The sequence below is a fragment of the Ferrimonas sp. YIN67 genome (assembly GCF_057219095.1).
Genome location: NZ_JBXVVJ010000006.1, coordinates 1 through 14,781, shown reverse-complemented (window position 1 = coordinate 14,781; position 14,781 = coordinate 1). Strand labels below are relative to the sequence as shown.

Genomic DNA, 14,781 nt, shown 5'->3' with positions numbered 1-14,781 from the left:
GGTTACTCCTCCAACAGCGCTTTGTTACGCACCGCACCCTTGTCGGCACTGGTGGCCAGGTGGGCATAGGCCTTCAGGGCCAGGGAGACGGTACGCTCACGGCTTGGCTTGTAACCACAGGTCGCCTTGCGCGCCGCCAGGGTGGCCTCATCCAGCTCGAAGCGGATGCTGCGCCCGGGGATATCGATATCGATGATGTCACCGTTTTCGATCAGGGCGATGTCACCGCCGGACGCGGCTTCAGGGGACACGTGGCCAATAGAAAGGCCGGAGGTCCCGCCGGAGAAACGACCGTCGGTAACCAAGGCACAGGCCTGCCCCAATCCCATGGACTTGAGGTAACTGGTGGGGTAGAGCATCTCCTGCATGCCTGGCCCCCCTTTCGGGCCCTCGTAGCGGATCACCACCACATCGCCGGCCTTGACCTCACCACCAAGAATGCCTTCCACCGCCGCATCCTGGGAGTCGTACACCCGGGCCGGGCCACGGAACAGCAGGCAGTTGTCCGGCACCCCGGCGGTTTTCACCACACAGCCATCCGGTGCCAGGTTGCCGGACAGTACGGCCAGGCCCCCATCGGTGCTGTAGGCATGCTCGATGTCGCGGATGCAGCCTTCACTGCGGTCCAGATCCAGACTGTCCCAACGGCAGTCTTGAGAAAATGCCTTGGTGGTACGAATGCCCGCGGGACCGGCGCGGAAAAACTGATGCGCCTCGCTGCTGCGACCTATGTCCCAGCGGCTCAGCACCTCGCCCAGGGAGTCCCCGGCGACATGCGGTACATCGGTATGCACCAAACCGCCCTTGGCCAACTCGCCCAGCAGCGCCATCACGCCACCGGCACGGTGAACATCTTCCATATGGTATTTCGGCGTCGCCGGAGCCACCTTGCACAGGTTCGGCACCTCTCGGGAGAGGGCATCGATCTCTGCCATGGTGAAGTCCACCTCCCCCTCCTGGGCTGCGGCCAGCAGATGCAGGATGGTGTTGGTGGAGCCCCCCATGGCGATATCCAGTGACATGGCGTTCTGGAATGCCTGGCGGTTGGCGATGCTGCGCGGCAGCACGGAGGCATCGTCCTGTTCATAGTAGCGCTTGGTCATCTCGACGATGCGCTTACCCGCTTCCAGGAACAGCTGCTCGCGGTCGGCGTGGGTTGCCAGCATGGAGCCGTTACCCGGCAGGGACAGGCCCAGTGCCTCGGTCAGACAGTTCATGGAGTTGGCGGTAAACATGCCGGAGCAGGAGCCACAGGTGGGGCAGGCGCTGCGCTCCACCTGTTCGACCTGCTCGTCGGAGATCTTGGGATCGGCCCCTTGAACCATGGCATCCACCAGATCCAGCTTGATCAGCTGATCCGACAGCTTGGTCTTGCCCGCCTCCATCGGCCCACCGGAGACAAAGATCACCGGAATATTGAGGCGCAGCGAGGCCATCAGCATCCCAGGGGTGATCTTGTCACAGTTGGAGATGCAGACGATGGCGTCGGCACAGTGGGCATTAACCATGTACTCCACCGAATCGGCGATCAGCTCACGGCTGGGCAGGGAATAGAGCATGCCACCATGGCCCATGGCGATCCCGTCGTCCACGGCGATGGTGTTGAACTCCTTGGAGACGCCACCCGCTTTGGCGATGGCACCGGCCACCAGATCCCCCATGTCCTTGAGGTGGACATGGCCGGGAACAAACTGGGTGTAGGAGTTGGCGATGGCGATGATCGGCTTACCGAAATCCTCATCGGTCATTCCGGTGGCGCGCCACAGTGCGCGGGCACCGGCCATATTGCGGCCGGCTGTGGAGGTTGCGCTACGATACTTCGGCATGCTGATCCCCTTATCCGTTGGCCGCTGCGGGGGCATCGGCATCGGCGATGATGTCGAGCCAGCCCCACTTGTCTTCGGTGCTGCCATCAAACAGGCCGAAGAAACGCGCCTGCAGCGCCTTGGTGATTGGGCCTCGACCGCCACAGCCCACTTCGATCTTGTCGACACTGCGAACCGGCACGATCTCCGCGGCGGTGCCGGTCATGAAGATCTCATCGGCCAGGTAGAGGGCCTCCCGCGCCAGCGGCTCCTCACGCACCTCGTAACCGGCGTCTTTGGCCAGGGTCATGATGGTGTCACGGGTGATCCCGGGCAGAATCGCGGCAGTGGCCGGCGGGGTGATCAGCACGCCGTTCTTGACCACAAACAGGTTCTCACCCGCCCCTTCGGAGATCTGACCATTGGTATCCAGGGCGATCCCCTCGGCAAAGCCAAGACGACGTGCTTCGCCACCGATCAGCTGGGAGGAGAGATAGTTACCGCCAGCCTTGGCGGCGGTCGGGATGGTGTTGGGCGCCATCCGATTCCAGGTGGAGATGCACACATCCACCCCGGACTCGGCAGCGTCGGCCCCCAGGTAAGCACCCCAGGGGAAAGCGGCGACGATCACCTCGGCCTGACTGCCCTCGGGCACATTCACCCCCAGGCCCACATGGCCGTAAAAGGCCAGGGGACGGATATAAGCGGTTTCCAGGCCGTTGACCGTCACGGCGTCACGACAAGCCTGCTTGAGTTCATCCAGCCCATAGGGGATAGGCATACGGTAGATCTTGGCGGAATCGTACAAGCGCTGAACGTGCTCCTGCAACCGGAACACTGCGGTGCCCTTATGGGTCTTGTAGGCCCGGATCCCTTCAAACACGGAGGATCCATAGTGCAGTGCATGACTGAGCACGTGCACCTTGGCATCCATAAAGGGCATCATTTTTCCATTAAACCAGATCTGTTCAGCTTGATTCACGCTTTACTCCTTTAAACTTTTTTATGCCAACGCGGCGGCGTTGGTGGTCATGGCCGGGGCAAGCCGACAATGACTGACGTCGTATAACTTATCGAGTTGACGGGTCAACGCACTGATGGGGCGTTCGCTGATCACGGTCACCTCCATCTGCGAGCTGCCACCGCAACTTTGCATGTTCATATTGGCCACGGTAAACCCCCTGTGGCGCGTGACCCTCAGCACCCGCTCCAATACGTCGGCGCTGGGGGTCATTTCGATGTACAGGGTATGCTGAGTCATGGTCTTTGCTCCATCATTTCTTCGTTGGAGGCCCCAGGCGGGACCAGTGGCCACACGTTATCCTTCTCGGAGATAGACACGTGGAGCAGGTAAGGCCCCTCGCAACTGAGCATCTCCCGCATCGCTTCCGTTACCTGATCTTTGCGCCAGATCTGCCGCCCCGGTATGTCAAACGCGGACGCCATGGTGACGAAATCCGGGTTGTCCGACAGGGTGGTTTCGCTGTAGCGCTCTTCGAAAAACAGCTGCTGCCACTGCTTCACCATGCCCAGGCGCTGGTTGTCCAGGATGATGATCTTCAGGGGCAGGCGATCCCGCTTGATGGTGGTCAGCTCCTGCACATTCATCATGAAAGAGCCATCACCACTGATCAGCACAGACAGGTCATCGGGCCGTGCCTTCTGCGCCCCGATCGCCACCGGCAGGCCAAACCCCATGGTGCCCAGACCCGAGCTGGACAGGTGGTTACGCGGTGAGTCGAACCACATGTGCTGGGCCACCCACATCTGGTGCTGACCCACATCACAGGAGACCATGGCACTGCGCGGCAAAGTCTGAGCCAGCTGACGCAACAGGGCCGGGGCATAGATATTCTCCCCCGGATGGTCATAACGGGGGGCATACTCTGCCACCATGGCATCACAATGATCCCGCCATTCATCCAGTGCCAGGGGTAAAGCCAGGGCTGGTAGCAGGGTGCGCAGATCACCACAGTGGGAGAGCATCGCCTCCCGCCGCTTGCCCAGCTCGGCCGGATCGATATCCAGGTGGATCACCTTGGCGTCCGGAGCAAAGCTGTCGAGTCGACCGGTCACCCGGTCGTCGAAACGGGCGCCCACCACCAGCAAGAGATCGCAGGACTGCACCGCCAGGTTGGCGGCCCGGGTGCCATGCATCCCCAGCATCCCCAGGTAACCTGGTGTGCCCTGGAGCACGCTGCCCAACGCTTTGAGGGTCGCCACCGACGGCATGCCGGTGCACTGGATAAACTGGCGCAACTCATCGACGGCACCGGCCATACCAACCCCGCCCCCAACGTAGAGCAGGGGCTTACTGGCCTGCTGCAGCATGGCGTGGGCCTGCTCCAGCGGGAAGGTATCGTTGGCCGCATCGGCGAGCCCGCGAAACGGCGGTACGTAATCCACCATCGCCTGCTGGACATCCTTGGGGATATCCACCAGGACCGGTCCCGGCCGTCCCTCTTTGGCCAATTCGAACGCTTTGTGCAAGGTACTGCACAGCTCTTCGGGCCGGGTCACCAGGAAGCTGTGTTTGGTGCATGAGAGGGACATGCCCAGCAGATCGATCTCCTGAAACGCATCGGTGCCGATCGCCGCCGTCGGTACCTGACCTGTGATCGCCACCACGGGGATGGAATCCATCATGGCATCAGCCAGGGCGGTGATCAGGTTGGTGGCCCCCGGGCCGGAGGTAGCCAGGCATACGCCTACCTTACCGGAGGCGCGGGCGTATCCGAGGGCGGCGAAGCCAGCCCCCTGCTCATGACGGCACAACAGGTGCTCCACCGGGCTGTCGTATAGGGCATCGTAGAGGGGCATGATCGCCCCTCCCGGGTAACCGAACAGGGTGCGTACTCCCTGATCGACCAATGCACGAACGACCGCTTCTGCACCACTGCTCATCGGTTGCCTTCCTCTGTCCTGTGCCAATACCTTGGGGTCATGCCGCTCTCTCCCTGGAGTACTGCGCGAATTGCCAAATTAACCGGAATCATTCCAATACGAAAAACCCCCCGAACCGGGACGGTGCGGGGGGTTTGTCTGTGTTGCTTCGTTGCTAGCGTCTCGCTTTGCTCCGTGCCACAGCCCGACCCCCGTCGGTGACGATAATCACCACGGTAATCACGACTAGCACTAGGGTTTCAGCAAAGCGGTTCATGTCTAAGACTCATCCAAACGTGACTTCAATGTAGCAACAATGCGAAATTCTTCGCCCACTCTATCGAGCATTTATAGAATTAGCACAACAAATTTTTGCCTGCAAAGTTTTATTTGCACCTTCCAATAAAAACAAATGTAACAATATATTATTTATATTCTGGTCCTACCAATCCCCCACCCCCTGCCCCTTTTATCACCTCATGGCAGAGGTAAATAGGCCATAGTTGTAGCAAAGACCATCCCAGGGAGGGGAGTCATGGGGCTGTCACGCATATTGAGCCGGGGCCAGTTGGGGATTGAAGCCCCCCAGGTCACGGTAGAGACCCACCTGGGGGGAGGGTTACCCAGCTTTACCATAGTGGGCCTGCCGGAAACCTCGGTACGGGAAGCGCGGGAGCGGGTGCGGGCTGCCCTGCAAACCGCCGGCTTCGAATTTCCTCAACGCCGCATCACCATCAACCTGGCCCCTGCCGATCTGCCCAAGCAGGGCGGTCGCTTCGATCTGCCCATCGCCCTGGGGATCCTCGCGGCGTCGGGACAGATCCCGCCCGCCTCCCTGGCAAAGCGCGAATTTTATGGCGAGCTGGGCCTGTCCGGGGAGCTTAGGTCTGTTCCAGGCCTGCTACCCGCCATCGTCGCCGGCCACCAGCAGGGGCATCAGCTCTTCCTGCCTGCGGGTAACGCCGAAGAGGCCAGCCTGGTACCTGGGGCCCGGATCCTGCTGGGCGATGCCTTGCCTGCCCTGACGGCAGCCCTGCATGGCCAACTCTCGCTCACCTCCCCCCTACCTTGCACACCGAACCACAGTCGCGCCAGCGACCGAGATCTCAACCAGATCATTGGTCAGGATCATGCCAAGCGAGCCCTGCTGATCGCCGCCGCCGGAGGCCACCACTTGCTGTTGGTCGGCCCGCCCGGAACGGGCAAAACCATGCTGGCCAGTCGCCTGATCGATCTCCTGCCTCCACTGCCGGTGGAGCAGGCTTTGGAGGTCGCCTCCATCTACTCGGTGGCCGGACTGCAGCGCACCTCGCACCAGCTGGCCCAGCGGCCGTTCCGGGCCCCCCATCACTCCAGCTCGGCCGCCTCCCTGGTCGGCGGGGGAACCTTCCCCCAGCCCGGGGAGATCTCCCTGGCCCACCAGGGTGTGCTGTTTCTCGATGAACTGCCGGAGTTTCCCCGCATGGTGCTGGATAATCTGCGCGAGCCGCTGGAGTCGGGTCGGGTGGTGATCTCCCGGGCCAATGCCAAGCTGACCTTCCCAGCCAACTTTCAGCTAATTGCCGCCATGAATCCCAGCCCCAGCGGTGAAGTGGGAGCTCACAGCCGGGACACCCCGGATCAGATCCGCCGTTACCTCTGCCGCCTCTCCGGCCCTCTGCTGGATCGCTTCGATCTGAGCATCGAGGTGCCGCGCCTGCCTGCGGGCAGCCTGAGCCAGGCAACGCCCGGCGGCCTCTCTACCGACCAGGCCCGACAGCAGATCGAGCAGGCCCGGCAGCAGGCCCAAAACCGTCAAGGCTGTCTCAACCAGGCTCTGCCCGGCCATCGGTTGGGCCCGGAATTGGGGATCAGCCAGTCGCTGATGGGCTTTACCGAGCAGGCCACCCATCGGCTCAGGCTGTCGGTACGGGCCTATCACAGGATCCTGCGAGTGGCGCGTACCATCGCCGATCTGGCGAACTGTGACGAAGTCGAGAAAACCCATATCAGCGAAGCGCTAGGCTATCGAGCAATGGATCGACTGTTGTCACAGCTGGAAAAACTAACTTTAAGCTAAGCACAGCTTTCGGTCGCCCTGGATCGCAAGGGAAGATCAAAGGAGAAAGGATGCGACTGGCGCTATTGGCCCTGCTGTTGGCTGCGAATGCCCACGCCGTCGAGCATCGGCTGCTGCTCAGTGGCAGTACCAGCTGGCAAAGCAGTGAAGAAACGGACTTGCAGCACCAGGGAGCCTTGGCCGGCGTCCAGTATCACCTGCGCCTGCATCGACACTGGAGTATTGTCACCGGTTATCAGTTCGGTGAACTCAACGACGGCTACCTGGAAGAGTACCCCCTGATGCTCGAACGACGCGTTCGCCTGGCGGGCAACCACTCCATCTACTTGCAGGGTGGCAACCACTGGTACCGAGACGACCATGATGACGGCCTGGCCCTGGCATTTGCCGGCGGTTGGCAGTGGCTGGGACAATCCGGCGGATTGCTGCGCATTGGCTACCAGCAAAGCAGCCGCTACGGCCAGGACGAACGCAATGATTCCCGGGTCCAACTGGCCATGGGCTGGGCATTTTAATCCCCTTTTGCCGCTCCCGCTTCTCCGCTAACAGGCTTGCCTGTCACTGCCCAGACTCTTTACTCTAATGGGCCACCCAAAAGTAAAAGGAATTTGCATGTTGCCTGCCCTGCGTGGTGCCCTGTCGTTCAGCGGCTATCTTCTCAATACCCTGCTGCTGGCCCCACTGGTCCTGCTGTTCGGCCTGCTAAAGCTTCTGCCCATCGCCCCGATACGCCAAGGCTGTAATGTCATCATCGACGGGATCGCCACCCTCTGGATCAGCATCAACAACGCCAATCAGCGATGGCTTAGTGGCACTCGGGTGATCGTCCACCAACTGCCCCCGTTAAGCCCCAAACAGTGGTACCTGGTGGTCGCCAACCACCAGTCCTGGGTCGATATCCTGATGCTGCAGCGGGTTTTTAACAAAAAGATCCCCTTCTTGAAGTTCTTCCTCAAATGGGAGCTGATCTATGTACCGATCCTGGGCCTGGCCTGGTGGGCACTGGACTTTCCCTTTATGCGCCGCTATAGCAAGAGCTTCCTGAAGAAACACCCGCACCTGAAGGGAAAGGATCAGGAAACCACCCGCCAAGCCTGTGAAAAGTTTCACCATAAACCCGTCAGCGTGATGAACTTCGTCGAAGGCACCCGCTTTACTTCGGCCAAGCAGGCACGGCAGAACAGCCCCTATCCCAGCCTGCTCAAACCTAAGGTGGGTGGCGTGGCCCTGTCGCTGGACGCCATGGATGGCAAACTTCAGACCCTGCTCGACGTCACCATCTACTATCCCCATGGGATCCCCTCCTTCTGGCAGTTTCTCTGTGGCAAGGTGCCCCAGGTCGAACTCACGGTCGAGGAGCGCTGCCTGGCCGAAGTGAACCAGTGGAATTACCAAAAACGTGAACACAAGGCCGACTATCAAAGCTGGTTAAACCAGATCTGGCAGCACAAAGCGGGTAAGCTTGCCGATCTGGAACGACAGGGCTCTGCCTGATAAACCCACCAGCCGATAGGAACCCAAGAGAATAATGTCATTTTTGCCCGGACCCCTTAAAGCCGCCATCAATGCCATTCTGGCCACCAGCAACATCCTGTTCTGGGGCAGTCTGATCGTGTTACTGGCACTGGTCAAAATCCTGCTGCCGATACCCTCATTCCGGCTAAAACTCAGTGCTGCCTGCAACGCCTGCATGTCAGGCTGGGTGGCCGTAAACCATGGGATCCTTCGACTGACCACAGGCACTCGCTGGAACGTGCGAGGCCTGGAACAGGCCAACCTCGATAAAAAGGGCTGGTATCTGGTGCTGGCCAACCACCTGAGCTGGGCCGATATCTTTGTGGTCACCGTGGTATTGCGCAACCATGTCCCCATGCTGAAGTTCTTTCTAAAGCGGCAGCTGATCTACGTGCCCATCATGGGACTGGCCTGCTGGGCGCTGGATATGCCCTTTATGCGCCGCTACACCAAGAGTCAGATCGCAAAGAACCCCAAGCTCAAGGGAAAGGACATCGAAACCACCCGGCGCAGCTGTGAAAAGTTCAAGGATCTGCCCACCTGCGTCATCAACTTTGTGGAAGGCTCCCGGCTGACCCCAGCTAAACACAAACGCCAGCGCAGCCCATTCCGCTACCTGATGAAACCCAAGGCTGCGGGCATCGCCTTCGCCCTGAACACCCTGGGCGAGCAGTTTAACCAACTGCTGGACGTCACCATCGTTTATCCGGATGCACCAGACAACATCATGTATGGCCTGCTGTCCGGTCGCCTCGACAGCATTGAAGTGGCGGTCAAGACATTGCCAATGAGTACCGTTCCTCACGGCGATTACAATAATGACAAAGCCTATCGAGTCGAATTCCAACGTTGGCTCAACGGTCTGTGGCATGAAAAAGACGACACCATCGTTTCGATCCTCGATGAGCGACAGGCCCCGCCCCCCCTCTATCGTAAACTGGCCGTACAATAATTCTGAACGCCAACCCCAGGGTTGGCGTTCTTGTTTCCGCTCCTCTCATAAAAACATCACCCGACGAGAGTCCACTGGATAGAATTTAATGGTATGGTGTCCGGTCCGGCATAGGTGAAAAGGAAGCACCCTTTCTTTAATAATGCTGTCACAACCTAAGTGAATATCAATTTGCCAGGTTCTTAAACAACCATCCTGCCTACTGCCTACTGCCTTTCCAGTCATGGCTTCAAGATTGCCGGAGGCTCCAGCTAAATCCTCCGTGCTGCCCTGCAGGTTTGTCCCCCGAGGTGCAATACGCCCATCGCTCCCGGGCTGAAATTAGTCAATGCACCACCATTTAAATGAATTTTTTTAAAAATCATTTAAATGGCCACTTTGATTTTTCTATCAACAATGATTCATCGATAATCTCCCCATCTTTTAAAGAATTAACACAATATTGCCAGGTTGATTTGGCTCAAGTTTCCAGGCTGGTTTTTACCTCACTGTGAGCCCGAACACCAAATAACAAACCAAAATCACAATGGTAATAATCGTTCATTGTATTTAATCACTTCCGGGAATTAATAGGTGGTCATTCATGATCCAAGCTTTTATAAAAAAGGGAAGTTTCCAGGACTCAGTCAGCCTCATGCTGATCTCCAGGCAACTGAGCAGCACAGATAACGTCGAAGAAGTGTCCGTCATGATGGGCACACCTGCCAACAAGACCATGCTCGACTCCACCGGTCTGTGGCATCCCATGTTCGACGACGCCACACCCAATGATATCTGTGTCGCCATTCGCACCGCCGAGGGCGAAGCGGATATGACCGCAGAGATCGCCGCTCAACTCGACGAAGCCCTGACCTCCATCGCCCAGGCTGCCGGGGGCGGCAAACGCATCGTGACAGCTCGCCGCTGGCAAACCGCTCAAGACAAGCAGCCCGAAGCCAATATGGCGCTGATCTCCGTCGCCGGCGAATACGCCGCTGGATTGGCAGAAGAGGCCCTGGAGCGGGATCTCAACGTGATGCTGTTCTCCGACAACGTCCCGGTGGAGCAGGAAGTGCGCCTCAAGGCCATGGCCAAGGAGAAAGGTCTGCTGGTGATGGGACCGGACTGTGGTACCGCCATGGTGGCCGGTTCGCCACTGGCCTTTGCCAACGTCCTGCCCAAGGGGCCCATCAGCATCGTCGGCGCTTCCGGCACCGGGATCCAGGAGGTCGCCTCACAGATCTGCCTGGCGGGCCAGGGGATCACCCACGCCCTGGGACTGGGTGGGCGCGATCTCTCTGCCGCCGTCGGCGGTGCCAGCGCCCTGCAGGCCCTGGCGATGCTGGAAGCCGATCCGGACACCCAGGTGGTGGCCTTTGTCTCCAAGCCACCGGCCCCCGAGGTGGAGCGGACGGTGATCGATGCCATGAAAGCGATGAGCAAACCTGTGGTCGCCCTGTTCCTGGGTACCAAACGTGCCGAGCCTCGCGATGGTAATGTATTCTTCGCCAGCAGCATGGCCGAAGCGGGACGCATCGCTGCCATGATGGCCAACGTACGACAGCACTGTGGCGAGGATGCCGGCACCGCTGACAAGAAGATCCTGGGTCTCTACACAGGTGGGACCCTGGCGGCGGAGTGCGCCAACCTGTTAGCGGATCAGCTGGGTTTGGCCACCGATGAAGCACATCATCAGGGCACCATGCTCGATGACGGCGGCCACCTGATCATCGATCTGGGCGACGATCACTACACCCTGGGCCGCCCCCACCCGATGATCGATCCCACCACCCGTACCATAGAGATCGAGAAGCGCGCCGCCGATGAATCGGTCGGGGTGCTCCTGCTGGATGTGGTGATTGGCTACGGCGCCACCGCCGATCCCGCCAGTGCCGTGGTTGAGGCCGTCGAAAGTGCCAAGGGCAAGCGTCAAAGTCCATTGCACGTGATCGCCACGGTTACGGGTACCGAGCAGGATCCCCAGCAGCGCTCCGGCCAGATCGCCACCCTGCGCGATGCCGGGATCATCATCCTCAACACCCTGGAGGAAGCGGTGCTGCTCTCCGATGCGCTGATCCAGCCGGCCCGCTCCGCTGCAGAAGGCGACCGCGCCACCCTGCTCGAGGGGATCAAGGTGATCAATGCCGGTTTGCGCAGCTTCGCCGAAGATCTGCAATCTTCACAAACCCCGGTCGTGCACTACCAGTGGTCCCCCATTGCCGGTGGCAACGCCAAATTGGCCAGCCTGCTCAAACAGATGCAATAAGTCGCACAACAAAGAATTGCCATTAAAAAAGCGAAAGGAATAAAGACTATGTACGCCTCTATCAATGAAGCCAATGCCGCCGTACTGGAAAAAATCAAAGATGCCCGCCCCTTCTGGGTTGATGTCATCTCCGCCGGTGAAGCCGTCTCCTGGCTGACCGAAGGCAAGCACCTGCTGCACGCCGGCCCACAAATCGAGTGGGACGACATGACCGGCCCAATGAAAGGTGCCTGCATCAGCGCCTGTCTGTACGAAGGCTGGGCGGCAACCGACACCGAAGCCACCGCGATGCTGCAGGCTGGCCAGGTGAAATTCAGCCCCTGCCACCACCACAATGCCGTGGGCCCCATGGGTGGCATCACCTCGGCCAACATGCCTGTGGTCGTCGTCGAGAACAAAGCTGGCGGTAACTTTGCCTACTGCAACATGAACGAAGGGATCGGCAAGGTGATGCGCTTTGGTGCCTACGGTGACGAGGTGCAACAGCGCCTGCACTGGATGCGCGAAGAGCTGATGCCTGTGCTGAAAGAAGCCCTGGCCAAGACTGATGGCGGCATCGATGTGGGTGCCATCATGGCACAGGGGATCACCATGGGAGATGAGTTCCACCAGCGCAACATCGCGACCTCCTCCCTGCTGTTGCGTACCCTGGCGCCGTACCTGGCCGAAGTGGATGCCAGCAAGGAAGTGATGTCTCGGGTATTTGGCTTCCTCAGCATCACGGATCAGTTCTTCCTTAACCTGGCCATGGCCTTCTGTAAATGTGCCATGGATGCCGGTGCCACCATCAAGGCAGGCTCTATCGTTACCGCCATGACCCGTAACGGCAAAGACTTTGGCATCCGCGTCAGTGGCCTGGGCGATCAGTGGTTTACCGCACCGGTCAACACACCGGAAGGCCTGTACTTCACCGGTTACTCTCAGGAGCAAGCCAACTCAGATATTGGCGACAGCGCCATCACTGAGACCTATGGCATTGGTGGCGCCGCCATGGTGGCCGCTCCCGGGGTAACGCGCTTCGTCGGCGTAGGTGGGGTTGATGTGGCTTTGGACGTATCGGAAGAGATGTCCGAGATCTATGTCGGCAACAACAACCTGCTGCAGATCCCCTCCTGGAACTTCCAGGGAGCATGCATCGGCCTGGATCTGCGCAGCGTGGTGGAAACCGGGATCACGCCGGTGATCAATACAGGGATCGCCCACAAGGAGGCTGGAATTGGCCAGATTGGCGCCGGCACCGTGCGGGCCCCCCTAGCCTGCTTCGAGAAAGCACTCGAAGCTCTGGCCTCAGAGTTGGGCCTGGAAGCCGACGCGTAACATCAGTGGCAGCCTTCGGGCTGCCCTTTATCTTTTAGGGGGTAAACCATGACCTATGAAGCACTCGCATACAGCCTGTCCGCTCCGGCCATTCCGGGGCTTTTGCGCTACGCAGGTGGTGGTTCCAAGGCGATTAACTTCCTGACCGAAGACAGCAAGGTGCTGACTTTGCACCGTAACGATAGCGGCATGGGACCGTCAGGCTGGTCCGTCTCGTCACAGATCTTTGGCCTGCTGTGTGAACTCGCCCCTCTGGCGAAACGGATCCAGCTGGACCAGGATGGGATCGCCCTGGATTCATTGAGGCTCGGCAAAGGTAACAACGGGCTAAGCCTTCGGGTGGACCAGGCACAACCCTTATGTTTCGAGCAATTAACCCGCTTCCTGCTGAACCAGGAAAAGGAAACCGGACTCTATGGTCCTCTGTGTGACATCGTCGCCGGCAACAACCTCACCCCCTTCTTTCCCATGATCCGGCAGTTGCAACGCTGGCTCGATAACAAATCCCCCTGCTGGGATGGCCTGATCGGGGCAGGACCGGGCCTGACACCCAGCCACGATGACATGCTGGTTGGCATGCTGTTTTGTGCCTACCTCAACCCGCAGCTAAAAGAAAAGGCCAGGCTACTATTACCCGACTCTCTGCAGCTGGCTTACTGGACGACCTCGGTCAGCGAGGGCTACCTGGAGCAAGCAAGGTTGGGATATTTTTCCCTATCTCTGCTGAACCTGGCCAATAACAATATTGAACACTTCGATGAGTCTGCACGGCAGCTAATGAGTCATGGCCATTACTCGGGCGCCGACACTTTGTTAGGAATTTGGTTATTTTTAAATATGACTCAGAATTAAAAATTAAAGTCACAATATGCCCTTTGAGGGAAGTTCGGTCATTTTAAAGGTACTGCATGCCCGGGCGAGGTGTTTTTTCAGAAAGGACTGTTATATATTAGCCTTATTGGCTTTATTTGGAACAGTTATGAACAAATGTTCGATGAAATCGTTCATCGTCATGGAGTAGATATGAACCTATCAAAAAAAGAACTTCACGAACTAATTAAAGCCAAGATCAACCAGGCCGGGCTATCAGAAGAACATGCCGATATCGTTGCGGATGTACTGGCCTTTGCCGATGCCCGTGGCGTCCATTCCCACGGTGCCGTCCGGGTCGAATATTATTCCGAGCGGATCGCCAAGGGGGGCATCAATGCCAACCCACAATTCAGCTACGAAGAGACCGGCCCTTGCAGTGCCGTGTTTGACGGGGATAACGGTGCCGGTCACGTCGTCGCCAAACTGTCGATGGACAAAGCCATCGATATGGCCAAAGAGAAAGGTGTCGCCGTCGTCGGCACCAAGCGGATCAGCCACAGTGGGGCATTGGGCTACTTTACCAAGATGGCCGCCGAGCAGGGCCTGGTTGCCATCTCCGTCTGCCAGTCCGATCCCATGGTCGTCCCCTTTGGTGGCAGTGATGTCTACTACGGCACTAACCCCATCGCCTTCTCGGCGCCCGGTGCCGACGGCAAAACCATCAACTTCGACATGGCCACCACGGTGCAGGCCTGGGGGAAGGTGCTCGACGCACGCTCCCGCAACAAGGCGATCCCCGACACCTGGGCGGTTGACAGTGATGGCAACCCCACCACAGATCCTCATGCTGTCCGTGCACTGTTACCCATCGCTGGTCCTAAGGGTTACGGCCTGATGATGATGGTCGACATCCTCTCCGGCATCATGCTGGGCCTGCCCTTTGGCCGCGGGGTCAGCTCCATGTACGAAGATCTCTCCAAGGGACGCGAGCTGGGCCAGTTGCATATCGTTATCAACCCCGCCTTCTTCACCTCCCAGAGTTACTTCACGGAGGCCATTGCCCAGACAATGGAAGAGCTCAATGCCATGCGTCCTGCCCCAGGATTCGATCGCGTGCTCTACCCGGGACAAAATAGCGAAATGGTTGCCCAAAAATCGGAAGTTGAAGGGATTAATATCGTCGATGACGTTT

12 protein-coding genes are annotated in these 14,781 nt (G+C 58.9%); 8 read left to right on the top strand and 4 right to left on the bottom strand.

What is annotated here, in order from left to right; all coding sequences use genetic code 11:
- Positions 1–2 precede the first annotated feature (2 nt).
- The 4 genes from ilvD to ilvG are packed head-to-tail and all read right to left on the bottom strand — an operon-like array spanning position 3 to position 4,709.
- Positions 3–1,826, bottom strand: a complete 1,824-nt coding sequence (gene ilvD, locus AC2D8U_RS13295; RefSeq protein WP_484619555.1) for a dihydroxy-acid dehydratase — start codon at positions 1,824–1,826, stop codon at positions 3–5.
- A gap of 10 nt (positions 1,827–1,836) precedes the next feature.
- Positions 1,837–2,787 (bottom strand): branched-chain amino acid transaminase, encoded by a 951-nt coding sequence (locus tag AC2D8U_RS13290; RefSeq protein ID WP_484619554.1) that lies wholly within the window; start codon positions 2,785–2,787, stop codon positions 1,837–1,839.
- Between the two features lie 21 nt (positions 2,788–2,808).
- Positions 2,809–3,066 (bottom strand): acetolactate synthase 2 small subunit, encoded by a 258-nt coding sequence (gene ilvM, locus AC2D8U_RS13285; protein WP_484619553.1) that lies wholly within the window; start codon positions 3,064–3,066, stop codon positions 2,809–2,811.
- Positions 3,063–4,709 (bottom strand): acetolactate synthase 2 catalytic subunit, encoded by a 1,647-nt coding sequence (gene ilvG, locus AC2D8U_RS13280; protein WP_484619552.1) that lies wholly within the window; start codon positions 4,707–4,709, stop codon positions 3,063–3,065. Before ilvG ends, ilvM begins: the two co-directional genes overlap by 4 nt.
- A 514-nt stretch (positions 4,710–5,223) precedes the next feature.
- On the opposite strand from ilvG, the gene AC2D8U_RS13275 reads away from it, so the two are divergent.
- The 8 genes from AC2D8U_RS13275 to allD all read left to right on the top strand — a co-directional run.
- Positions 5,224–6,747, top strand: coding sequence for a YifB family Mg chelatase-like AAA ATPase (locus AC2D8U_RS13275; RefSeq protein ID WP_484619551.1), 1,524 nt, complete (start codon positions 5,224–5,226; stop codon positions 6,745–6,747).
- A gap of 50 nt (positions 6,748–6,797) precedes the next feature.
- Positions 6,798–7,262 carry a hypothetical protein gene (locus AC2D8U_RS13270; protein WP_484619550.1) on the top strand — a complete coding sequence of 155 codons (465 nt, stop codon included), beginning with the start codon at positions 6,798–6,800 and terminating at the stop codon, positions 7,260–7,262.
- Positions 7,263–7,359: 97 nt separating this feature from the next.
- On the top strand, positions 7,360–8,241 hold the full coding sequence (locus tag AC2D8U_RS13265; protein WP_484619549.1) for an acyltransferase: 882 nt from the start codon (positions 7,360–7,362) through the stop codon (positions 8,239–8,241).
- A gap of 31 nt (positions 8,242–8,272) precedes the next feature.
- Positions 8,273–9,214 carry an acyltransferase gene (locus AC2D8U_RS13260; protein ID WP_484619794.1) on the top strand — a complete coding sequence of 314 codons (942 nt, stop codon included), beginning with the start codon at positions 8,273–8,275 and terminating at the stop codon, positions 9,212–9,214.
- A 583-nt stretch (positions 9,215–9,797) separates the two neighbouring features.
- On the top strand, positions 9,798–11,459 hold the full coding sequence (fdrA, locus tag AC2D8U_RS13255) for an acyl-CoA synthetase FdrA (RefSeq protein WP_484619548.1): 1,662 nt from the start codon (positions 9,798–9,800) through the stop codon (positions 11,457–11,459).
- A 48-nt stretch (positions 11,460–11,507) separates the two neighbouring features.
- Positions 11,508–12,776, top strand: coding sequence for a YlbE family protein (locus tag AC2D8U_RS13250; protein WP_484619547.1), 1,269 nt, complete (start codon positions 11,508–11,510; stop codon positions 12,774–12,776).
- Between the two features lie 48 nt (positions 12,777–12,824).
- Positions 12,825–13,628, top strand: a complete 804-nt coding sequence (locus AC2D8U_RS13245) for an oxamate carbamoyltransferase subunit AllH family protein (RefSeq protein ID WP_484619546.1) — start codon at positions 12,825–12,827, stop codon at positions 13,626–13,628.
- Positions 13,629–13,799: 171 nt separating this feature from the next.
- A partial coding sequence (gene allD / locus AC2D8U_RS13240; protein WP_484619545.1) for an ureidoglycolate dehydrogenase occupies positions 13,800–14,781 on the top strand: 982 nt, incomplete at its 3' end.

Coding starts and splice junctions, on each gene's coding strand:
- ilvD (WP_484619555.1), bottom strand. CDS start 1,826: ATGCCGAAGTATCGTAGCGCAACCTCCACAGCCGGCCGCAATATGGCC.
- ilvM (WP_484619553.1), bottom strand. CDS start 3,066: ATGACTCAGCATACCCTGTACATCGAAATGACCCCCAGCGCCGACGTA.
- ilvG (WP_484619552.1), bottom strand. CDS start 4,709: ATGAGCAGTGGTGCAGAAGCGGTCGTTCGTGCATTGGTCGATCAGGGA.
- AC2D8U_RS13275 (WP_484619551.1), top strand. CDS start 5,224: ATGGGGCTGTCACGCATATTGAGCCGGGGCCAGTTGGGGATTGAAGCC.
- AC2D8U_RS13270 (WP_484619550.1), top strand. CDS start 6,798: ATGCGACTGGCGCTATTGGCCCTGCTGTTGGCTGCGAATGCCCACGCC.
- AC2D8U_RS13265 (WP_484619549.1), top strand. CDS start 7,360: ATGTTGCCTGCCCTGCGTGGTGCCCTGTCGTTCAGCGGCTATCTTCTC.
- fdrA (WP_484619548.1), top strand. CDS start 9,798: ATGATCCAAGCTTTTATAAAAAAGGGAAGTTTCCAGGACTCAGTCAGC.
- AC2D8U_RS13250 (WP_484619547.1), top strand. CDS start 11,508: ATGTACGCCTCTATCAATGAAGCCAATGCCGCCGTACTGGAAAAAATC.
- AC2D8U_RS13245 (WP_484619546.1), top strand. CDS start 12,825: ATGACCTATGAAGCACTCGCATACAGCCTGTCCGCTCCGGCCATTCCG.